Here is a 21,772-nt window from a genome sequence, read left to right as displayed (position 1 = left end):
TCACCTCATCGAAGCCGTGGTGCCTGATGGACCTGTGCGTCGGCGACCGCTGCGGCCAAGGCGCGCAGCGACGGGTTGGCGTAGAAGTCGCGGATCGGCACGTCGACGCCGAACCGTTCGGACACGTGGTGGAGCAGGACCGGGATCTGCGCGGAACGACCGCCGGCCGCGAAGAAGCGGTCGTCGAGGCCCGGCGGCGGGCCGCCGACCACCCGCGCCCACAGGGACGCGAGGGCCTGCGCGGTGCCGGTCAGCGGCGCCGCCGCGCCGGCCGTCGCCACCGGGGCGAGCTCGGGCAGGCGGCGCCGGTCGACCTTGCCGCCGGCGTTGCGCGGGAGCCGGCCGTGCACGGTGCGGAACACGACCGGCACCACCTTGCCCAGACGCTCGCGCAGGTGCGCCCGCCATACCTCGGACGCGCCCTCGCCGCGGCGGACCGGCACGACGTACACGTCCAGCCGGTTGACGAGCCCGTCCGGCCCGCGCACCGGCACCGCGCCGCACTCTCGCACCGACGGGTGGGCCTGGAGCGCCGCCTCGACCTCGCCCAGCTCGAGCCGGACGCCGTACACCTTGATCTGGAAGTCCCGGCGGCCCCGGTACTCGAGCGCGCCGTCCCAGCGCCAGCGGCCGAGGTCGCCGGTCCGGTAGCACCGGACCCCCGGCAGCCCGCGCACCGGGGCGAACGCCGCCGCCGTGCCCTCGACACCGAGGTAGCCGGCCGCCACGAACGGGCTGCGGATCACGATCTCGCCGGTCACGCCGGCCGGGCAGGGACGGTCCTCCTCGTCGAGCACCAGCACCTGGCGGCCCGGGATCGCCCGGCCGATCGGCGTGGTGCCCTCGACGGTCGAGTCGACCGGATGCCACGTCGCCGCGATCGTCTCCGTTGGACCGTAGATATTGGACAGTGCCGCGCCGGGCAGCTCGGCGCGAAGCTGCTCGACAAGCGCGCCGGGCAGCGCCTCACCCATCAGCAGCAGGTGGCGCAGCTCCCGCATCGGCTCGCCGGTGCGGCCGCCGAGCGCGCGCAGCAGCTCCCGCGCGAAGCTGGGCACGGTTTGCAGGTGGGTGACCTCCTCCGCGGCCATCCAGTCGAGAAGCTTCTCCGCGTGGAGCCGGATGGCCGGCGTGGGCAGGCACAGTGTGCCGCCGGCGACGAGGGTGGCGAACACCTCGCAGAGCGCCGGGTCGTGGTCGGCCGCCACCCACTGCGCGACACGGGCGTCCCGGCCCATCTCGAACCGGGTGCCGAGCCAGCTCACGAACTGGCCGAACGCCGAGTGCGGCTGGGCGATGCCCTTGGGCCGGCCGGTGGATCCCGACGTGTACGCGACGTACGCGGTCGCGCCGGGGTCGCCCGGCGGCAGCGGCCCGGCCTCGACGAGCGTGGCGACGTCGTAGGCCGGGGTGTCGAGGTCGGTGCGGGCCCAGCGGGCCACCTCGTCGTCGTCGGGATCGCCGGAGACCAGCAAGCAGGCCGGTTTCAGGTCGGCGAGGATCGCCCGGCCGCGCCCGCCGAGGTCGCCGGTCCCGAGCCAGCAGACGTGTGCGCCCGCGGCCAGCACGCCGAGCAGCGCCGCGGTCTGGTCGGGGCCGGACGGGACGCGGACCACCACCGGTTGGCCGGACGCGCCCCGCGCGACGAGACCCGCCGCGATCTCCTCGGCCCGCCGCCACAGGCCCGCGTAGCTCAGGCCGCCGCCTTCCCAGACCACGGCCGGCCGGTCCGGGGCCCGCCGGGCGATCCGCCGGACCAGCTCGTGCACCGGTACGCCCGCGGGTGGCCCCGCGGCGATCCGGTCGCCGGTACGGAGCGCGGTGGCGGCCCGCGCCGGGTCGTCCAGCGGCAGCTCGGCCAGCGGCGACTCGGGGTCGGCCACGCCGGCGGTGAGCGCCGTCAGCAGCTGGTCGGCGATCCGCTCCACCGACCCCTCGTCGAACAGCTCGGCGCGGTACGCGAGCGTGCCGGTCACCGCCGGTACGGTCCGTACCCGCAGTTCGAGGTCGGCGACCGTCGCGGTCGGGTCGACCTCCTGGCGGGTCGCGGTGGCGTGCGCGACCCGCAGACCGGCCGGATCGTCGTCGAGGTGCGCGACGAGCACGTCGACGAGCGGGACCGTGCGCGGGTCGCGGGGCGCGCCGAGCGTCTCGACAAGGCGGCTGAACGGCAGGTGCCGGTGGTCGCCGAGGGCATCGAGACGCCCGGCCACCTGCGCGACGAGCTCCCGGAACGTAGGGGTGGCGGCGAGGTCGGCGTCGACGAGCGCGAGGTTGTCGAGCGGGCCGACAAGCCCGGTGGGCGTGTCGGCGCCCCGGGTGCTGACCGGCGTCGCCACCGCGATCCGGGACTCGCCGCTGTAGCGGGCCAGCACCGCCAGGACCGCGGCGAGGACCACGGCCAGCGGCCGGGTGCCGGCGGCGTCGGCAAGCCCGCGGATCCGGTCGGCGAGCTCGACGCCCCAGTCGAAGGGAACCACACCGGCCCGCCAGTCGGCGGCGGCGCCACGGTCGCGGTCGGTCGGCAGCTCGACCGGCGCCGGTGCGCTCGCCTTGCGCCACCACCGCTCGGCGCGGCGGGCGGCGGCCTCGACCCCGCGGGCCGGCCGAGCGTGGTCGGACCAGCGCGGTGCGGGCGCGGCGAACACGCGATCGGCGGGCTCGCCGCCCAGCGCCGCGGCGTAGAGCTGGCCCAGTTCGTCGACGAGCGTCCACATCGACCGCTCGTCGGCGACGATCCGGTGCACGACGAGCACCAGGAGGTGCCGCAGCGGGGCCAACCGGGCCAGCGACAGCCGGGCTAGCGGGCCGCTGTCGAGGGCGAACGGAGCCGCCGCCTGGTCGGCGACGAACCGCTCCACCGCCTGCTCACCGTGGCGCCCGACGATCGACACGTCCACGATGGAGAGATCGGGGACGGCCGCGTCGAAGACCGGCGTTCCGACCGCGTCGAAGCGGGTGCGCAAGACCTCGTGCCGGTCGGCGAGCGCGCTCCAGGCGGCCCGCAGCGCGGCGACCTCCAGCGGACCGGAGATCCGGTACGCGCGGGTGTGGTGGAAGGCCGGCGACGCGGGCGTCAGGCGGTCGAGAAACCAGAGGCCGTACTGGACGTCCGTGGACATTCGTACCCCTTAGCCCGCGGCGGAGAGGAGATCCTTGGCCCGGCTGGTGTCCTCCCAGGTGAACGCGGGCAGTTCCCGGCCGAAGTGGCCGTACGCCGCCGTGTCCTGGAAGATCGGGCGCATGAGGTCGAGGTCGCGGATGATCGCCGCCGGCCGCAGGTCGAAGACGTCGGTGACCGCCGCGCCGATGCGCTCCGGCGCCACCGTCTCCGTGCCGAAGGTGTCGATCGACAGGCTGACCGGCTCGGCGACGCCGATCGCGTAGGCGACCTGGACCTCGCAGCGTTCGGCGAGGCCTGCCGCCACGATGTTCTTCGCCACCCAGCGCATCGCGTACGCACCTGAACGGTCCACTTTGGACGGGTCCTTGCCGGAGAAGGCTCCCCCGCCGTGCCGCGCGTACCCGCCGTACGTGTCGACGATGATCTTCCGGCCGGTGAGCCCGGCGTCGCCCATCGGTCCACCGATCTCGAAGCGCCCGGTCGGGTTTACCAGCAACCGGAACGAGGCCGTGTCGAGGTCGAGCGCCGCCAGCTCGGGCAGCACGACCTTCTCCCGCACGTCGGGGGTGAGCAGCGACTCCAGCGAGATGTCCGCGGCGTGCTGGGCGGACACGACGACGGTGTCGACGCGCAGCGGGCGCCGGCCGTCGTACTCCACCGTCACCTGCGTCTTGCCGTCCGGCCGCAGGTACGGGATCGTGCCGTCCTTGCGCACGGCGGTGAGCCGCCGCGCCAGCCGGTGTGCCAGTGCGATGGGCAGCGGCATCAGCTCGGGCGTCTCGGTGCACGCGAAGCCGAACATCATGCCCTGGTCGCCCGCGCCCTGCGCGGCGCCGGCCTGGTCGACACCGCGCGCGATGTCGGGCGACTGCGCCCCGATCGAGATGCTGACGCCGCAGGAGGCTCCGTCGAAGCCCTTGCGCGACGAGTCGTACCCGATGCCGAGCACGGTCTCCCGCACGATCGCCGGGATGTCGGTGTACGCGGCGGTCGTCACCTCGCCGGCGACGTGTACCTGGCCGGTGGTGATGAGCGTCTCGACCGCCACCCGGCTCCGCGGGTCCTGGGCCAGCAGGGCGTCGAGGATCCCGTCGCTGATCTGGTCGGCGATCTTGTCGGGATGACCTTCGGTCACCGACTCGGACGTGAACATGTGGCGTCCCATGAAGTCTCCCAGGTCACTTGATGGCGAGCGGGTTGATCGGCGAGCCGGCGGCCCTGGTGATCTTGAGTGGCGGCGCCGCGAAGAAGAACTCCCACCGCCCGTCGGCCCGGCAGTCCTCGGTGAGCTCCTCGAAGTCGAGGATCTCGCCGAGCGTCATGCCCATGTCGCGGATCAGCACCATGTGCACGGCGAGGAACGCGCCGGGGTCCTCGCCCGGCAGCGCCTCGACCGCCCAGTTGTCGGCGCACACCGCGGCGACGTCCCGGTCGCGCAGCCACTGGCAGCTGGCCAGCCCGAGACCCGGCTCGCCGGCCATGAATCCGGCTTCCTGGCCCTGCTCCAGAAACTTGCGCCGCCACCCGGTGCGGACGAGCAGGATGTCGCCCGCGCCGACGGACACGCCGCCCTGCGCGGCGATTGCCGCGTCGAGGTCGTCCGGCGTGATCACCTCGCCGGCCTCGAGCCACGGGACGCCGCGCACAGCCGGGATGTCGAGCAGCACGCCGCGGCCGGCGATTCCCTTGCCCTGCTTGTCGATCCCGCATCGCGCCGCGCCCTTGACCGTCAGCTCGTCGGCCGGATGTCCGTTGTACAACAGGCCGTCGTAGAAGACGTGCGCCAACGCGTCCCACTGCGACGACGCCTGTATCGGCATGAACAGGTAGCCGTCGGCGTAGCGGAAGCCGCCGGGAAACACCTGCTCGGCACCCGTCTCTGACATCAGGTGCACGGGGTTGATGCGAAACCGGCCGTTCTGCGGCCCCGTGCCGTCGAGGTCGATGCCGAGGTCGAATATCCGTCCCTTGTGGATCAGCCGACCGGCGGCGGCGAGCCGCTCGGGCGTGATGAGGTTGACCGTGCCGCGTTCGTCGTCGTCGCCCCAGCGGCCCCAGTTGCGCAGCCGCTCACCGACCACCCGGAAGTCGGTCACCGTCAGCCCCGCACGATACGGGCGAACTCCCGCACGTCGCCGACGAACAGGTCGGGCTCCTCCAGGGCCGCGAAGTGCCCGCCACGGTCGAACTCCGACCAATGCGCCAGCGTCGGGAAGTCGCGCTCGACGAAGCGGCGGATCGGCAGGAACACGCCCTCGGGAAACACCGCGACGCCGAGCGGCTGGCGGATCGGGGCGTACCGGATGGTGCTCGTCGAGATCGGCAGGTAGTCGACGGTCTCGTAGTAGAACTGCGCGGACGAGCCGGCCGTGCCGGTGAACCAGAAGATCGAGGCGATCGTGAGGATCTTGTCGCGGTCGACCGCGTCCTCGGGCGCCTTCCCGGTGTCGGCCCAGTCCTTGAACTTCTCGACGATCCACGCGAGCTGCCCGACCGGCGAGTCGGTCAGCGCGTACGCCACCGTGTGCGGCCGGGTCGCCTGGAGCTTCATCGAGCCGGCGAGCACGTCGAGGAATCGCTTCGAGCGGGCCAGCCGCCAGCGGTCCTCGTCGTCGAGCGCGTCCGAGCCGTCCGCCGCCGGAGTGGTCACCAGCGTGTTGAGGTGCAGGCCGAGCACGTGGTCGGCGTCGACCTGGGCCAGCGCGTACGAGATGCCGGCACCGAAGTCGCCGCCCTGCGCGATGTACCGTTCGTAGCCGAGCCGCCGCATCAGCTCGGCCCAGGCGCGGGCGACCCGGAGGTTGTTCCATCCGGGCGCCGGCAAAGGTCCGGAGAAGCCGAATCCCGGCATCGACGGGATGACCAGGTGGAACGCGTCGGCGGCGTCGCCGCCGTGCGCGACCGGATCGGTCAGCGGGCCGATCACGTCGAGGAACTCGGTCACCGAGCCCGGCCAGCCGTGCGTGACGATCATCGGCACGGCGTCCGGGTGCGGCGAGCGCACGTGCAGGAAGTGCACCGTCGCGCCGTCGATGGTGGTGACGAACTGCGGCACCGCGTTGATCCGCCGCTCGGCGGCCCGCCAGTCGAACTCGTCGCGCCAGTAGGCGGCGAGCTCGCGCAGATAGTCGGTCGGTACGCCCCGGTCCCACCCCGCGTCGAAGAGCGCCGGCCATCGCGTGCCGCTCAGCCGGCGACGCAGGTCCGCCACGTCCTCCTGAGGGATTTCTACACGGAACCGTTCCATTGGGTGAATTCCCTTCGCCGTCTGGGGACGCGACAGATGCGGAGACAAAAGTCAATATCCCTGCGCCAGCTAGAAGAGCGCACCTTTCAGATTGCGCCGGTCGCCGATATCGCTGCGCGATCGAGAAACGCACGGGGGAAGATGCGCGCCACCACCGGTGGTGCCAGGGTCAGGTGGGCGTCCGCCGTGACTTCCGGCGCACAGTTCGCGCGCTAAAACAGCCCCTTCGAGGAGGACCGATGTCGATCACCGATGCTCCGCCCCGCGCCGATCTCGTGCGCAGGGCCGCGGAGCTGGTGCCCCTGCTGGCCCAACACGCCCAGTGGGGCGAGGAAAACCGCCGCCTGCACGACGACGTCGTGGCGGCCCTGGGCGACTCCGGCATCCTGCGGATGCGGGTGCCCGAGGAGTTCGGCGGCTACGAGGCCGACACGCGCAGCGTCGTCGAGGTCATCGCCGAACTGGCCCGCGGCGACGGCTCGACCGCGTGGACCGTCGCGGTCTGGCACATCAGCAGCTGGATCACCGGCCTCTTTCCTGACGCCGTGCGCCAGGAGGTCTTCGGCGACCCGTCGACGCGGATCAGCGGCATCCTCAGCCCGACCGCGATGGCCGTGCCCGTCGACGGCGGCTACGTGCTCAACGGCAAGTGGGCGTTCAACACCGGCGCTACGCAGAGCCAGTGGAACGCCAACGCGGCGGTGCTCGCGACCCCCGACGGCGGTCACGAGCCGATCCTGACCCTGATCCCGATGTCCGACCTGATGGTCGTCGACGACTGGCACACCTCGGGCCTGCGCGGCTCGGGCAGCGTCTCGACGGTGGCGAAGGACGTGTTCCTGCCCAAGGAGCGGGTCCTGCCGATGGTGCCGATCATCATGGGCCAGCACCCGCTTCAGCAGCACCCGACGGCGACCATGTGGCGCGGCCCGTTCATGCCGGTGGCCTGCGCGACCGTCGGCGCCACGGCGTACGGGCTGGCCAAGGCCGGCAAGGAGGCGTTCTTCGAGCGGCTGCCCGGTCGCAAGATCACCTACACCGACTACGCCGACCAGAGCCAGGCGCCGCTGACCCACCTTCAGGTCGCCAGCGCGCAGATCAAGCTCGACCAGGCCGAGTTCCACGCGCTGCGGGCCGCCGACCGCGTCGACAGCAAGGGCAAGGCGGGCGCGGAGTGGACGCTGGAGGAGCGCGCCAGGGCCCGGCTCGACCTCGGCGCGACCTGCCAGGCGGCCAAGGAGGCCGTCGACGTGCTCAACACCGCCAGCGGCGGCTCCTCCATCTACAAGGACGTGCCGATCCAGCGGATCGAACGCGACGTGCAGACGGTCAACCTGCACGCGATCATGCACCCGAACACCAACCTCGAGCTCTACGGCCGGATCCTCTGCGGCCTCGGGCCCAATACGCAGTACCTGTAGAAAAAGATGGCGGCGGGGCCCGCGTGGGGCCCCGCCGCGCTTTTCCGATGTCGAGGTTAATAGCGCAATAGCGGAGAACGCATTCGGCGAATTCACCGACATCATATGCGTGGGGGTCGCCGCATTCACCGGCCGGCCCGAATCGACACCCATCACATTACATCGGGAGGGACTCCCATGCCGATCGACCAAACCCGCGCGTTGAGCGTCGCCGAGATCGAGAACCAGGTCGCGTCGATCTGGCGGGACGTGCTCGACGTGCCGCCCGGCGAGGACGGCGCCACCTTCTTCGAGCTCAACGGGCAGTCAATCTCAGCGGTCCGGATCGTGGCCCGTGTGCAGGAGGAGATCGGCGTCCAGGTGGACCTCGGCGATCTCTTCGAGGACCCCAACCTGGCCACGTTCACCCGCGACATCGTCGCGAAGGCTCAGACGCTGGGGAGGTAGCCGAGATGGTCGACTTCGTCCGTGTGCAGCCCGACGCCCCGCTCGACGACGTGGTCGAGGTGCTGGAGCGCGACGGCTGCATCATCATCGAGAACTTCGTCGACGACGCCACGTTCGAGGGCCTCTGGGCCGACCTCGGCCCGTTGCTCGACGGCACGCGCTACAGCAAGAGCGGCTACGACGGCCACCAGACCCGGCGGGTCTCGTCGCTGTTTCGCCGCACCACCCACCTGACGCCGGTCTTCCTCCAGCCGCTCTACCTCGGCGCGGCGCGGCGGATCATGGAGAAGCCGGTACACATGTGGGTCGGTCAGGCCCGCATCGAGATGACGCCCAACATCCAGATCAGCGCGACGCAGGCTATCCAGATCGATCCCGGCCAGGGCCGCCAGCCGCTGCACCGGGACGACTCACTGCACCTGCGCCGGCACCCCGGGCCGACCTCGCGGGTGCAGCTCATGCTCGCACTCAGCGAGTTCACCGCCGAAAACGGTGCCACGCTGGTGATCCCGGGCAGCCACCACTGGGACGACGAGCGCGCGCCCCGGTACGCGGAGGCGATCCCCGCCGCGATGCCCGCGAAGTCCGGGCTGCTCTGGCTCGGCGGCGTCTACCACGGCGGCGGCGGCAACGTCTCCGACAAGCCGCGCACGAGCCTCACGGTCTCGTACGACCTGGGCAACCTGCGCCAGGAGGAAAACCAGTTCCTCGCCGTGCCGCGCGACGTCGTGCGCACGCTGCCCGAGGAGGTGCAGCGGCTCCTCGGCTACGACCGGTGCCCGCCCGGCGTGGGCTGGTACGAGATGGAAGACCCCCACATCCTGCTCACCGACCCGCACGCCGAACCGGCGCTGCGGGAGACCCCGGTGCGGGCCTGACCCGCAGAGAAAGGTGTCAGCATGACCATTTCCGACACGAGCGTCCAGCCGGAGCAGATGGCGGCCGTCGCCGAGGTGCCGGGGCGCATCATCGCCGCCTGGGCCGACAACGACGCCACCGCGTTCGCCAAGGTGTTCACCGACGACGCCACGATGATCCTGCCGGGCGGCGTCTTCGTCGAGGGCCGCGACGGCATCGAGGCCTTCATGGCGCGCGGGTACGCCGGCCCCTACAAGGGCACCAAGGTGCACGGCGAGCCGATCTCCGTGAAGTTCCTGGGCGCCGAGGCGTGCGTGCTCATCACCAAGGGCGGCGTGCTGGCGCCCGGCGAGACCGAGGTGTCGCCGGAGCGCGCCATCCGGGCAATGTGGATCCTGGCCAAGAAGGCCGGCGAATGGCGAGTCACCGCTTACCAGAACACCCCGATCGGCACCAACTAGACGATCCCTGGCCGCCCGGCGCATGTGCGGCCGGGCGGCCGGTCGCGCACGGAGGGACCGACCGCATGACCGACATCCTGCCCGACGACCCCCGTTACGCGGCCCTGGTCGAGGGTTACAACCACCGGTTCACCGGCCAACCTGACGCCGTCCGGCAGGTCCGGACGACCGACGAGGTGGTCGCCGCCGTCCAAGAGGCCGTCACCGGCGAGCGACGGGTGGCCGTACGCAGCGGCGGACACTGCTTCGAAGACTTCTTCGCCGCGCCCGACGTCCGGCTGCTGATCGACATGTCCAAAATGGACGCGATCGCCTACGACCCGGCACGGCGGGCGGTGATGGTGGAGGCCGGCACGACACTCGGCGCGCTGTACCCCGCGCTGCACGACCGCTGGGGCGTCACCATCCCCGGCGGCACCTGCTTCGAGGTCGGCGTCGGCGGCCACATCACCGGCGGTGGCTACGGCCACCTCTCCCGCCGCGACGGCCTCGTCGTCGACCACCTGTACGCGGTGGAGATGGTCGTCGTCGACGACGGCGGCCGAGCCCGCGCGGTCGTCGCGACACGGGATCCCGACGACCCGCACCACGACCTCTGGTGGGCCAACACCGGCGGGGGTGGCGGCAGCTTCGGTGTGGTCACCCGGTTCTGGCTGCGCAGCCCCGGCACCGAGGGCGACGACCCCGCCCGGCTCCTGCCCGCCGCGCCCCGCCGGATCCGCCGGCGGGACGTGCTGTGGTCGTGGGATGCGATGGACGAGACCACGCTGCCCCGGCTGCTCGCCAACTACTGCGGCTGGCTGGAGCGCAACAGCGCGGTCGGCGCGCCCGCGACCCAGCTGTGGAGCAACCTCATCGTCATGCACCGCTCGGCCGACATGGTCGCGCTGACCGCGGTGGTCGACGACGCCGTCAGCGGCGCGTCGGGCCTGCTCGCCGACCAGTTCGACGCGATCGTCGACGGCACCGGCCTGACCCCGCACACGGACGCGGAAGACGTCGTCGACTGGATGGCGAGCTGGATGCCTTCCTACAGCTGGCCCAGCGATCCGCGGGGGCGCTACAAGAACAAGGCCGGGTACCTCCGCGCGGGCTACACCGACAAGCAGCTGGCCACGCTCTACCGCTACCTCGCCGACCCCGACTACGCCAACCCGGCGGCGGGCATCGTGCTCACCGCGTTCGGCGGTCAGGTCAACGCGGTGGCGCCCGACGCGACCGCCGCGGCCCAGCGCGACAGCGTGGTGAAGGCTTCGTACAGCGCCGGCGCCTGGCAGTCGCCCGGTGACGACGCGGCGAACATCGCGTGGGTGCGGGCGATGTACCGGGACGTCTACGCCGAGACGGGCGGTGTGCCGGTGGCCGGCGAGGTGAGCGACGGCTCGTACATCAGCTATCCAGACGTCGACCTCGCCGATCCAGAGTGGAACACCTCCGGCGTGCCCTGGCACACCCTCTACTTCAAGGACAACTATCCCCGGCTCCAGCGGGTCAAGCTCCGCTACGACCCGCGCGACGTGTTCCGGCACGCGCTGTCGGTGCGGCTGCCCGACTGAGCCGTCCACAGAGGAGGAACGCGACGTGTCCATTTTGGACGACAAGGGCTACGAGGAAGCCACCCAGGTGTTCAACCTCCACGGCCGCCCACACCCGGCCGCGGCGCGGACGGTCCGCACCGTCGAGGACGTCCGTGCCGCGATCGCGTACGCCCGGTCGCACCACATGACCGTGCGGGTGCACAGCACCGGTCACGGCGCGGCGGCCGCGCGGCCGATGGACGGGGCGTTCCTGTTGCGCACGGAGCTCGCCGGCGGCGTGGAGATCGATCCGGTCGCCCGTACCGCCCGCGTCCCGGCCGGCACCCGGTGGGGCGACGTGGTCGACGCGGCCGCACCGCACGGCCTGGCCGCGCCGCACGGCTCGTCGGCCGACGTGGGCGTGGTGGGTTACCTGCTGCGCGGCGGCGTCAGCGTCTACGGCCGGGAGACCGGGCTCGCGGTCAACAGCGTGACCGCGGTCGAGCTGGTCACCGCCGACGGCGAGCTGCGCCGGGTCGACGCGGCCAACGACCCGGAGCTGTTCTGGGCCGTGCGCGGCGGCGGTGGCGGCTTCGGCGTGGTGGTCGCGGTCGAGCTGCGCCTGTCGCCGGCCCGGCCGGTGGTCACCGGCTCGGCGTACTGGCCGGCGCGGCACGCCGAAGCGCTCCTCGACCGCTGGACCCGCTGGGCCAACGCCGCACCGTGGGCGGTGACCAGCGCGTTCCAGGTGCTCAACCTGCCCGACGTACCGATCGTGCCGCCCGAGCTCAAGAGCGGGACGATGATTGGCGTGGCGGCGACCGAGGTGGGCGAGGCGACGGGCGGGCTCGCCGACCTGCTCACCCAGCTCCGCGCGGTGGCCGAGCCGGTGGTCGACGTGTGGATGCCGTGCACGGCGGCGGAGGTGGTGCGCGCCCAGCTCGGCCCCGACGAGCCGCTGCCCATCGTCGGCGACCACATGCTCCTCGGCGCCCTCGACGCACGCGGGCAGGCCACCTTCCTCGACTTGACCACCTCGGGTTCGCCGCTGGTCACGGCGGAGCTGCGGCAGCTCGGCGGCGCGCTGGCCGTGCCACACCCGGACGGCGGGGCGCTCGACCACTACGCGGCCGACTACTCGTACCTCGGCAACGCGATCCCCGACAGCCCGGAGGCGGCCGCGGTGATCGAGAAACACTGCGCGGTGATCCGTTCGGCACTCGCACCCTGGGACACCGGCCGCACAGCGCCAACCTTCGTGGAGAGCTGGCGCCAACCCCAACGCCACCTAGCTCCGTCCGATGTGGACCGTGCCGACCACGTCCGCGCTCGCGTCGACCCGACCGGCATCTTCCGCGGCGACGCCAGCCCCGGCTCGACAGCCCTCTGAAGAGGGGCTATCTGTCCAGACCGCTGCTCCCGCGGCCTCACCCGTCCGCCGCTGGTCGCGCTCACTTCTGCGCGCCACCGGCTGGTGGTCGACGTTTGTCCACAATGCCCGCTGCGGGATCGGCAATCTGGGAAAGCAACAGGGGTTTCGTTGCCGCGAGTAACCACCGCGGCGGTGTGCGCGAGGCGAGATTCCAGATCTAGGAGAGTTAGGGCGCTATTTCAACCCCAAGTCTCCTAGATCTCGACGTCCCGACCCCACCACGGACCGCGGGCAGGGCCTGCGGCGAGCGTCAGCGAGGATCGTGGAGGACGTGCCCGCCAGCCAATGATCATGGCTTGCCTCGCAGCGGGTTCGCAGCTGCCGCGGACCTACGCCATGTGGGCTTGCGGCGCGGAGCTGGCAGCGGAGGCCGGGGGTCTCGGCGAGCCCTGGCGAGCCGCCGGCCGCAGCGGTCTCCGGCGGGAGCAGCGGTCCGCAGCTGACACGCACCCGGGAAACCTGGTCGAGGGAACCTCAACGGTGGCCGTGGGAAGCCTTCCGGTCCGCCCGCGTCGCGGGCGGACCGGAAAGCGGTGGTCTACGCGGTGCCTGTGGTGGGTACGGCCTCGGCTTGCGGCGTTTCGGCCGGCTGCTGGCCGCGCTTGCCGCGGACCGTCAGGGCGACCAGCACGATCAGGCCGAGGATGAGGAGCGCGTCGGCCCAGGCGACCACGTTCATCGCGGTGGTGAACGCCTCGCCGGCGGTGTCGGCGAGGTTGTCGGCCGCCGCGGGTGGCAGGGAGTCAGCCGCCGCCGTGGCCGAGGCGACGTTTTCCCGGGCGACCTCCGCCACCGGGGGTGGCACGTCGTTGAGGGGTGCGTCGGCCATCTGGTTGCGGTACACGGCGGCGCCGACACTGCCGAGCAGCGCGAGGCCGAGCGTGGAGCCGAACACGTTGCTGGTCTCGGACAGCGACGCGGCCGAGCCGGCCTTCTCCGGCGGGACGGAGCCGACCACCATCCCGGTGCCCGAGGTGAACAACGGACCCGTGCCGAGCGCGACGATCGCGACCAGGACGACGATCGCGACAAGCCAGCCGGAACTGCCCGCCTGGGTGAGGAGCAGCATCGACACGACCGAGATCGTCAGGCCGATCATGATCGCGGTGGCCGGCTTGAGGGCCTTCATCAGCATCGGCGTGATCCCGGTGCCGATCGCGATGCCCAGGCCCGTCGGTGCCTGCCAGAGGCCGGACGCCGCCGGCGACAGGCCCTCGACGCTCTGGATGTACTGCGTGCTCATCAGGCTGATGCCGGCCAGCGCGGCGGACGCGAACATCATCGTGACCAGCACGCCGCTGAACGAGGCGTTGCGGAACATGCTCAGGTCGATCAGCGGATGCTCCAGCCGCGACTGGCGGCGTAGGAAGATCGCGCCGATCACCAGGCCCACCGCGATCGCGCCGGCCGCCAGGGCCGGGTTGTCGGAGTCACCGGCCGCGAATTCCTTCACCCCATACACGATCGGCAGGATCGAGGCCAGCGAAAGCACCACACTGAGCAGGTCGAACCTGCCCGCGTTGGGGTCGCGGTACTCCGGCAGCAGGACGAAGCCGGTGGCCAGCAGCACGATCATGAACGGCACGCCGAGCAGGAAGACCGAACCCCACCAGAAGTGGTCGACCATCACGCCACCGACGATCGGGCCGAGCGCGGTGCCGCCGAAAAGGCAGGCCGCCCAGACCGAGATCGCGATGCCGCGCTGCTTCTCGTTGCGGAACATGTTGGTGATCAACGCGAGCGTCGACGGCGACAGGGTCGCGCCCGCGACGCCGAGCAGCGCCCGCGCGATGATCAGCGTGGTGCCGGAGTTCGCGTACGCGGCGAGGATCGACGCGAGCGTGAACGCGGTGGCGCCGATCATGAGCAGCCGGCGCCGCCCGATGCGGTCGCCCAGCGTGCCCATGGTGAGCAGGAAGCCGGCCAGCAGGAAGCCGTAGATGTCTATGATCCACAGCTGCTCGACGCCGGAGACTCCCAGGTCGGCGCTGAGGTGCGGAAGTGCCAGGAACAGCGCGCCGATGTCCATCGCCACCAGCATCGCGGGCAACGCCAGCACCGCCAGCCCGATCCATTCCTTGCGCCCCGCCAGGTCCGCGGGCGGCGCAGACGCGGAGTTGTCCATGTCGTCAGTCCCTTCTCGGCATTAAGCCCTTCAACTGGGGGTCGGAGCCGGCCGCTGGATTTCGACATCCATCCACGACTTCCTTCGTGCGCAGTTCACCGCGCGTGCCCGGCCGGAGCACGCCGGGAGATGAACCGCCCGCCGGGCGGCGGACACCCTATTGGCGACCCCCGCCGCCCGCCCGGAGGACCGTCACATGAGGCTGGACCACGCGCGCACCGTCATCGATGTCTGGCTACCCAGCTACCCCGCCGTGCCCGACTATCTGGGTGGTATCCGGGCGCTGGCGGCGAGCTTCCACGAGGCGCACCCCGACTACGAGGTCCGGGTCCGGGAGTCCAGCTACAAGACCCTGCCCGCGGATGTCGACGCGGCGGCGCGCCGCGGTGAGGCGCCCGCCCTGGTGCAGTACTTCCACACCTCGACGCAGCTGGCCCGCGACATGCGCGGCCCGGGCGGCGCGCCGCTGATCCGTCCACTTGAGACCGCGCTGGACGGGCGTACCAGGGTGCTGGGCGAACCGGTCGTCACGGGCGACGTGATCGCGCCGGCGCGCGGCTACTACTCGGCCGGCGGCACGCTGCTCGCCGCTCCCCCGCTGGTCTCGACCACGCTGCTCTACGCCAACACCGACCTGCTGGCCGCCGCCGGGGTGACCGAACTGCCGACCACCTGGGCCGAGCTGACCGCCGCCGGCAAGGCGGTCCTGGCACACACCGGCCGGGCGGCGATCACCTGGCCCAACCACGGCTGGATCTTCCAGCAGGCGGTGGCGCAGCAGGGTGGTCTGCTCGCCGACCACGCCAACGGGCGGGAGGGCCGCGCCGAGCGGGTGGACCTCGCGGCGCCCGAGCTCGTGGCGTTCGCCGAGTGGTGGCGCGGCCTGCACCAGGACGGGATCTACCACTACATCGGCGGCCAGGCGTACGGCGACAACACCGGCCGGGCCTGGGAAGAGAACTTCGTCGCGTTCGCCGAGCAGCGGGTCGCGTTCGTGCTCAGCTCGTCGGTCGAGGCCGAGTGGCTGATCCAGGCCGGCCGCGACCGCGGCTTCGGAGTCGCCGTCGGCCGGATGCCGCACAACGGCGAGGTCCGCTACGCCGGCAACATCGTCGGCGGCGACGCCATCTGGCTCACCGACAGCCCGGACCCGGCGGTACAGGACGGGGCGCTCGCGTTCCTCCAGCACCTGCTCGCGCCGCACGCGGCCGCGGAACGGCACAAGGCCACCTGGTTCATCCCGGTGACCACCACCGCGATCGACCTGCTGCACGGCGAGGGCTGGTTCGACGAGCGGCCGCACCAGCGGGTGGCGATCGACCAGTTGCTGGCCACCGACGGCTCGCCGGCCGCGCGGGGTGCGCTGCTCGGCGAGTTTCCGCGCATCCAGGGCGTGATGACCCAGGCGATGGAGGACGTCCTCGTGCGTGGCGTGGAACCGCTGCGCAGCTTCACGAACGCCTCCGCGGACGCCCAACGCCTGCTCGACGAGTACAACGCCGACTGCCTGGGCGAGCGGCCGGGGCCACCCGGCCCGCGCCGGTTCGTCGTGGATTGACACCCGCATCCAACCCATGAGGAGCGCAGCATGACCACCTCGCACGACCTTCCGCTCTCCCTGCAACAGGAGTTCCTGTTGCTGTTCGACACCGGTGACGCCACTGGCCCTTTCGGACCGCACTACCTGATCGGCGAAGGCTGGCGGGTACACGGGCGGGTCGACGTCGACGCGCTCGGCCGGGCGCTGGCGGACGTGGTCGGGCGGCACGAGGCCCTGCGCACCTCGGTGCTGCGTGGCGGTGAGCACGGGCAGCGGGTGCTCGACCCCGCGCCGCCCGCGGTCGAGGTGCGGGATCTGTCCGGTGTGGACCCGGCCGACCGGGACCGCCGGGCCGAGGAGCTGATCAACGAGATCGAGGCCGGCACGCTCGCCGTGCACGACCTGCCGCTGCTGCGCGTCACGCTGGGCCGCTTCGACGAGACGGACTCCGTGCTGATCCTCACCACCCACCACTCGGCCGCCGACGCCTGGTCGATGCAGGTGATCCTCCGCGATCTGGCGCACTGCTACGCCGAGCGGGCGGCCGGCCGGGAGCCCGCACCGTCCACCGCGCCGCAGTACCGCGAGTACATCGCCACCCAGCACGCGGAGGCGGAAAGCCCGCGGCTCGAGGCGGCCCGCGCGTACTGGCGGGACAAGCTCGCCGGCGCCCGGATCATGGTGATCCCGGTAGACCGGACCCCGGACCCGGACACGACGCCGACCACCACGTGGCAGCGCTTCGTGACGGACGCCCAACTGCGTTCGGCGACCACCGCGCTCGCGGCCGACACGCACACCTCGCCGTTCATGGTGCTGCTCGCGGCGTTCTACGTGATGGCGAGCCGCTGGACCGGCAGCGACGACGTGACCGTGCCGACGTTCACGCCGGGCCGGGGACACGGCCGGTTCCAGGAGACGGTCGGCTCGTTCTTCAACTTCGTGCCGCTGCGCACCGACCTGTCCGGCGCCGCCACCTTCCGCGACGTCGTCGCGCGTACCCGGGCCACCTGCCTCGGCGCGTACTCGCACGAGGTACCGCTGCTGCACGTGCTGCAAGAGGCGCCCGAGCTGATGGCGTCGGTCGCGCCCGGCGTCGCGCCGTGTCTCTTCCAGGTCATCCAGCCGCCGTTCGTGATGGAGCGGGAGCGGGTCGGCGACCTCGAGTACACGGCGATCTGGCGCCGGGTCATCTCCCAGCCGGTCGGCTCGGACATGCCCGACGGGATGCTGTGGTCGCTGCACCTCGGGCCGTCCGACGACATCGTCGGCGCGCTCGGGTTCAGCGCCCATCTCTTCGAGCAGAAGACCGTCGACGTGTTCGTCGAGCGCTACCTGACGCTGCTGTCGACGCTGCTGTCCCGGCCGGACGCGCAGCTGTCCACTGTGGATGTGGGGTGGTGACCGTGCCGGCGAAGGTTGGCGACCGCGTGGTCGTCCTCGGTGCGAGCCTCGGGGCGCTGCTCGCCGCGAAGCCGCTGTCCGCCGCGTTCGGCGAGGTGCTCCTGGTCGACCGCGACGAGGTGGTCGACAACCCGACGTACCGCCGGGGCGTGCCGCACGGCCGGCACGCGCACGGCCTCGTCGCCAAGGGGCAGCAGATCTTCGAGCGGCAGTTTCCCGGCCTGATGGACGACCTCGTGCGGGCCGGTGTCAAGCCGGGCGACTTCAACGGCGACATCCAGTGGATCTTCGGCGGGCGGCGGCTCAAGCCGTCGACGTCGGGGCTGCTCTCGGTGCCCGCGACCCGGCCGGTGCTGGAGTACCACCTGCGCAAGCGCGTGCAGGCGATCCCCAACGTGCGGTTCATGCAGAGCCGCGACATCCTGCGCCTGGTCACCACCGGCGAGGGCGCCACGGTGACCGGCGCGCTGGTCCAGGAGCAGACGCCCGGCAGCACCCCCGAGGTGATCGAGGCCGATCTCGTCATCGACGCCACCGGGCGGGGCTCGCGTACCCCGGCGTGGCTGGCGGAGCTGGGCTACGAACGGCCCGCCGAAGACCGCGTGAAGATCGACCTCGCCTACACGACCCGGCACTACCAGGCGCCGTACGACCCGTTCGGCAGCGACCTGGCGATCATCCCGGCGGCCACCCCGTCGCACCCGCGCGGCGCGTTCTTCTACCGCCTGCCGGGCGACGACAACCGGCTGGAGCTGTCGCTCACCGGCATCCTCGGCGACCACCCGCCGACCGATCCGGAGGGCTTCCTGGAGTTCGTACGCTCGATCCCGGTGCCCGAGATCGCCAAGGTGCTCGCCGACTGCGAGCCGCTCGACGACCCGGTGATGTTCCGCTACCCGGCCAGCGTCCGCCGCCGCTACGAGCGCCTGACCCGCTTTCCGGCGCGCTACCTCGTGCTCGGCGACGCGGTGTGCAGCTTCAACCCGATCTACGCGCAGGGCATGACCGTGGCCGCGGCCGAGTCGCTGGTGCTGGGCGACCTGCTGGGGCGCGGCACGATCCCGGACTGGCGGGAGTTCTTCCGGCTCATCGCCGCCGAGATCGACTCGCCGTGGGACTTCTCGGCCAGCGCCGACCTCGGCTACCCCGGCGTGGAGGGCCGGCGTACCGCCAAGGTGCGCACGATCAACGCCTACGTCGCCCGCTACCAGCGGGCGGCGGTGCACGACGCCGAGCTCACCAACGCGTTCATCCGGGTGGCCGGGCTGATCGACGAGCCGACCTCCCTGCTGCGCCCGGACCGGATCGTCCGGGTACTACGGAAGGCCGGCCGCCCCACACCGCCCACCGCGGACTCCCTTGCGGCCGCACCGGCCAGCCCGCCACGACCCGAGAGGTAGGACGATGCGCCCCTTCCAGATCGACATCCCACCGTCCGACATCGACGAGCTGCACCGGCGGATCGCCGCCACCCGGTGGCCGGACGAGATCCCGGACACGGGCTGGAGCCGCGGCGTGCCGGTCGGCTACCTGCGCGATCTGGCCGACTACTGGCGCACCGGCTACGACTGGCCGGCCACCCAGCGGCGGCTCAACCGGATCCCGCAGTTCTTCACCGAGATCGACGGCGTGGGCGTGCACTTCCTGCACGTCCGGTCGCGCGTGGCCGGTGCGACGCCGCTGCTGCTCACGCACGGCTGGCCGAGCACCGGCTTCGAGTTCGTCGACATCCTCGACGCGCTGACCGACCCGGTGGCGCACGGCGGCGAGGAGGCCGACGCGTTCCACGTGGTCGTGCCCACCATCCCGGGCTACGGGTTCTCCGGACCGACCCGGCAGGTGGGTTGGGACACCGAGCGGGTGGCCCGCGCGTGGACGTCGCTGATGGCCTCGCTGGGCTACGACCGCTACGTCGCGCAGGGCGGAGACTGGGGCAGCCCGATCTCGCTGCGCGTCGGCCTCGCCGACCCGGAACACGTCCGTGGCGTACACATCAACATGTGCGTGACGTTTCCGCCGCCCGACTTCACCGCGTTCGGTGAGCTGGACCCGGCCGACCAGGCCAAGCTCGGCTTCGCGATGGAGTTCCAGCAGGACGGCATGGGCTGGCAGAAGATCCAGTCGACCCGGCCGCAGACCCTCTCCTACGGGCTCACCGACTCGCCGGTCGGACAGCTCGCGTGGATCGTCGAAAAGTTCAAGGAGTGGTCGGCCGCCGACAAGACTCCGGAAGACGCCATCGCCCGCGACCACATGCTCACCACGGTCACGATCTTCTGGCTGACCGCCACCGCGGGGTCGAGCGCACAGCTCTACTACGAGTCGACGCACCTCGACGCCGACTTCGCCCGCACCTGGGGCGGGCCGTGGCCGCTGGCGATGCCGGTCGGCGTGGCCGCCTTCCCGGAAGACGCGGTGCGGCCGGTGAAGCGCTTTGCCGAAGGCATCCTGCCCACGCTGGCGCACTGGACCGAGTTCGACCGGGGCGGGCACTTCCCCGCGCTGGAGCAGCCGCAGCTGCTCGTCGGAGACCTGCGGACGTTCGTACGCGGACTTCCCGACTGACCGTGGGGAACCAGACGCGGGCCGGGCCATGGGGCCCGGCCCGCGCCATGTCACATCTCGGTGCCGCCGGTGTCCATGATCGGGCGAACCTCCATCGCGCCACCCTCGCGGGCGTCGGGCCACCGGGCCGCGATCTCGATGGCGCGCTCCACGCTCTCGGTCTCGACGATCAGGTAGCCCGCGAGGTGCTCCTTCGCCTCGACGAACGGCCCGTCGGTGGTAACCGGCACGCCACCCGGAGCGCGGACGACCTTCGACTGCGAGACGTCGGCCAGCGCCTCACCGCCGATCAGCTCGCCAGACTTGGACAGCTCCGAGGTGATCGCGTCGATCTCGGCGTAGACCTTCATGGTCTCTTCCTCGGACCGCCCCATGATCGTCTCGGGGTTGGCGTGGATCAGCAGCATGTACTTCACGGGCAGACTCCTTCGGACGTCGTGTGCCGTATCGGCACCCTTCATAGTGCAGTCGGAGCCGCGCCGCGAATTTTGCCATCCGCGGGCCGTGCTTTCGCCGATCAGGCAAACGTCTCGTCGGCCAGTTCCGCCACCCGTTGCACGACGTTCATCTCGATCGGGTTGAAGCGGTTCTTCGTCACCGCGACGGCCACACCGGTCTCCCGGTCGGCGAACCCGGCACTCCCCCCGATGCCCACCATCCCGAAGATCGTCGGCCGTGCGCCCGCGTCCGACGTGCCCGGCCACCCCACGCAGTAGCCCATGGCCCAGGCCGACGCGCCCGGCGTCATCTCGTCGGCGAAGCCCGCCGTGGCGAACTCCGTGACCTCCTTGAGGCGCTGCGCGGAGAGTAGGCGCGTGCCGTCCACCTCGCCGACCAGCGCCGCGTACATCCGGGCGAGCGCGCGGGCGCTCATCGTGCCCTGGAACGGCAGGTCCGTGGTCAGCACGTCCGTCCGGTTGCCGAAGTCGGCGTCCGGGACGATCGCCGGCGGCACCGCCTTGAAGAGTGGGAACTCCGGCGGCAGCGAGGCGAACGCCGCCTTCCCGGCGGGGTCGTCGTTCAGCCGGGCCACCCGGTCGAGCCGGTCGCTCGGCACCCCGAAGAACAGCTCGTCGCCCATCCCGATCGGCCCCGCGACCCGCTCGGCGAGGACCCTGGAGATCGGCTTGCCGGTGGCGCGGCGCACGATCTCGCCGATCAGGTATCCGAAGGTGGCGGCGTGATAGCCCACCCGCTCACCCGGCGGCCACCACGGCTCGGCGTCGGCGATCGCCCGGCACATCCCGTCCCAGTCGACGAGGTCCGCGACCCTGGTGTCCGCGGGCACCGCCGGCACCCCGCTCGAGTGGGTCAGGACATGCCTGATCCGCACCCCGTCCTTGCCACGCGCGCCGAACTCGGGCCAGATCTCGGCCACCCGCGTGTCGTAGTCGAACACGCCGTCGTCGACCAGCACGTGTGCCACCGTCGACGCGACCGCCTTGCCCGTCGACGCCGAGTAGAACAGCGTGTCCGGCGCGACCGGGCGCCCCTGGTCGGCCTCGCCGGCGACCACGTCGACCACGGGCTCGCCGTGGCGGTAGACGGCCACCTGCACACCGTCTTCGGCCCCGGCGGCGACCATCTCGTCGACCACCGCTCGCACGCGTGTCTGAAGATCCTTCACCGGT

The 21,772-nt window shown here is 71.8% G+C and carries 17 protein-coding genes; 10 read left to right on the top strand and 7 right to left on the bottom strand.

What is annotated here, in order from left to right; all coding sequences use genetic code 11:
- Window positions 1-5: 5 nt before the first annotated feature.
- The 4 genes from ACTMTJ_RS21955 to ACTMTJ_RS21940 are packed head-to-tail and all read right to left on the bottom strand — an operon-like array spanning window position 6 to window position 6,371.
- Window positions 6-3,122 carry a non-ribosomal peptide synthetase gene (locus ACTMTJ_RS21955; protein ID WP_441219427.1) on the bottom strand — a complete coding sequence of 1,039 codons (3,117 nt, stop codon included), beginning with the start codon at window positions 3,120-3,122 and terminating at the stop codon, window positions 6-8.
- 9 nt (window positions 3,123-3,131) lie between these two features.
- The gene (gene metK / locus ACTMTJ_RS21950) at window positions 3,132-4,289 is read right to left on the bottom strand and encodes a methionine adenosyltransferase (RefSeq protein WP_441219425.1); all 1,158 of its coding nucleotides are present in this window, start codon (window positions 4,287-4,289) and stop codon (window positions 3,132-3,134) included.
- A 13-nt stretch (window positions 4,290-4,302) separates the two neighbouring features.
- On the bottom strand, window positions 4,303-5,220 hold the full coding sequence (locus ACTMTJ_RS21945; protein ID WP_441219423.1) for a cyclase family protein: 918 nt from the start codon (window positions 5,218-5,220) through the stop codon (window positions 4,303-4,305).
- Window positions 5,221-5,222: 2 nt separating this feature from the next.
- Window positions 5,223-6,371, bottom strand: a complete 1,149-nt coding sequence (locus tag ACTMTJ_RS21940) for an epoxide hydrolase family protein (protein ID WP_441219421.1) — start codon at window positions 6,369-6,371, stop codon at window positions 5,223-5,225.
- 239 nt (window positions 6,372-6,610) lie between these two features.
- Between ACTMTJ_RS21940 and ACTMTJ_RS21935 the strand changes: the two genes are divergently transcribed.
- The 6 genes from ACTMTJ_RS21935 to ACTMTJ_RS21910 all read left to right on the top strand — a co-directional run bounded on the left by ACTMTJ_RS21935 (window position 6,611) and on the right by ACTMTJ_RS21910 (window position 12,465).
- Window positions 6,611-7,792, top strand: a complete 1,182-nt coding sequence (locus tag ACTMTJ_RS21935; RefSeq protein ID WP_441219419.1) for an acyl-CoA dehydrogenase family protein — start codon at window positions 6,611-6,613, stop codon at window positions 7,790-7,792.
- 177 nt (window positions 7,793-7,969) lie between these two features.
- On the top strand, window positions 7,970-8,239 hold the full coding sequence (locus tag ACTMTJ_RS21930) for a phosphopantetheine-binding protein (protein ID WP_441219418.1): 270 nt from the start codon (window positions 7,970-7,972) through the stop codon (window positions 8,237-8,239).
- 5 nt (window positions 8,240-8,244) lie between these two features.
- A complete protein-coding gene (locus ACTMTJ_RS21925) occupies window positions 8,245-9,117 on the top strand; it encodes a phytanoyl-CoA dioxygenase family protein (RefSeq protein WP_441219416.1) in 873 nt (290 codons plus the stop codon).
- Window positions 9,118-9,138: 21 nt separating this feature from the next.
- Window positions 9,139-9,558 (top strand): SgcJ/EcaC family oxidoreductase, encoded by a 420-nt coding sequence (locus ACTMTJ_RS21920; RefSeq protein ID WP_441219414.1) that lies wholly within the window; start codon window positions 9,139-9,141, stop codon window positions 9,556-9,558.
- Between the two features lie 65 nt (window positions 9,559-9,623).
- A complete protein-coding gene (locus ACTMTJ_RS21915) occupies window positions 9,624-11,114 on the top strand; it encodes an FAD-binding oxidoreductase (RefSeq protein ID WP_441219412.1) in 1,491 nt (496 codons plus the stop codon).
- Between the two features lie 25 nt (window positions 11,115-11,139).
- The gene (locus ACTMTJ_RS21910; RefSeq protein WP_441219411.1) at window positions 11,140-12,465 is read left to right on the top strand and encodes an FAD-binding oxidoreductase; all 1,326 of its coding nucleotides are present in this window, start codon (window positions 11,140-11,142) and stop codon (window positions 12,463-12,465) included.
- 580 nt (window positions 12,466-13,045) lie between these two features.
- Here ACTMTJ_RS21910 and ACTMTJ_RS21905 read toward each other — a convergent pair.
- Entirely contained in the window at window positions 13,046-14,632 is a 1,587-nt protein-coding gene (locus ACTMTJ_RS21905) for an MFS transporter (protein ID WP_441219409.1), read from the bottom strand.
- 196 nt (window positions 14,633-14,828) lie between these two features.
- On the opposite strand from ACTMTJ_RS21905, the gene ACTMTJ_RS21900 reads away from it, so the two are divergent.
- From ACTMTJ_RS21900 to ACTMTJ_RS21885, 4 genes are read left to right on the top strand one after another with little or no spacing between them, the layout of a single operon-like run.
- Window positions 14,829-16,190, top strand: coding sequence for an extracellular solute-binding protein (locus ACTMTJ_RS21900; protein WP_441219407.1), 1,362 nt, complete (start codon window positions 14,829-14,831; stop codon window positions 16,188-16,190).
- 30 nt (window positions 16,191-16,220) lie between these two features.
- A complete protein-coding gene (locus ACTMTJ_RS21895) occupies window positions 16,221-17,576 on the top strand; it encodes a condensation domain-containing protein (RefSeq protein WP_441219405.1) in 1,356 nt (451 codons plus the stop codon).
- A gap of 2 nt (window positions 17,577-17,578) precedes the next feature.
- Entirely contained in the window at window positions 17,579-18,976 is a 1,398-nt protein-coding gene (locus tag ACTMTJ_RS21890) for an NAD(P)/FAD-dependent oxidoreductase (protein ID WP_441219404.1), read from the top strand.
- Window positions 18,977-18,980: 4 nt separating this feature from the next.
- Window positions 18,981-20,141, top strand: coding sequence for an epoxide hydrolase family protein (locus ACTMTJ_RS21885; protein ID WP_441219403.1), 1,161 nt, complete (start codon window positions 18,981-18,983; stop codon window positions 20,139-20,141).
- 50 nt (window positions 20,142-20,191) lie between these two features.
- Here ACTMTJ_RS21885 and ACTMTJ_RS21880 read toward each other — a convergent pair whose 3' ends face one another.
- Window positions 20,192-20,548, bottom strand: coding sequence for a YciI family protein (locus ACTMTJ_RS21880; protein WP_441219732.1), 357 nt, complete (start codon window positions 20,546-20,548; stop codon window positions 20,192-20,194).
- A 110-nt stretch (window positions 20,549-20,658) separates the two neighbouring features.
- Window positions 20,659-21,768 carry a serine hydrolase domain-containing protein gene (locus ACTMTJ_RS21875; protein WP_441219401.1) on the bottom strand — a complete coding sequence of 370 codons (1,110 nt, stop codon included), beginning with the start codon at window positions 21,766-21,768 and terminating at the stop codon, window positions 20,659-20,661.
- Window positions 21,769-21,772 lie beyond the last annotated feature (4 nt).

The organism is Phytohabitans sp. LJ34, assembly GCF_052068095.1.
Classification (GTDB): domain Bacteria; phylum Actinomycetota; class Actinomycetes; order Mycobacteriales; family Micromonosporaceae; genus Phytohabitans.
Note: the sequence above shows the minus strand (reverse complement) of the source record. Positions and strands in the feature narration are given on the sequence as shown.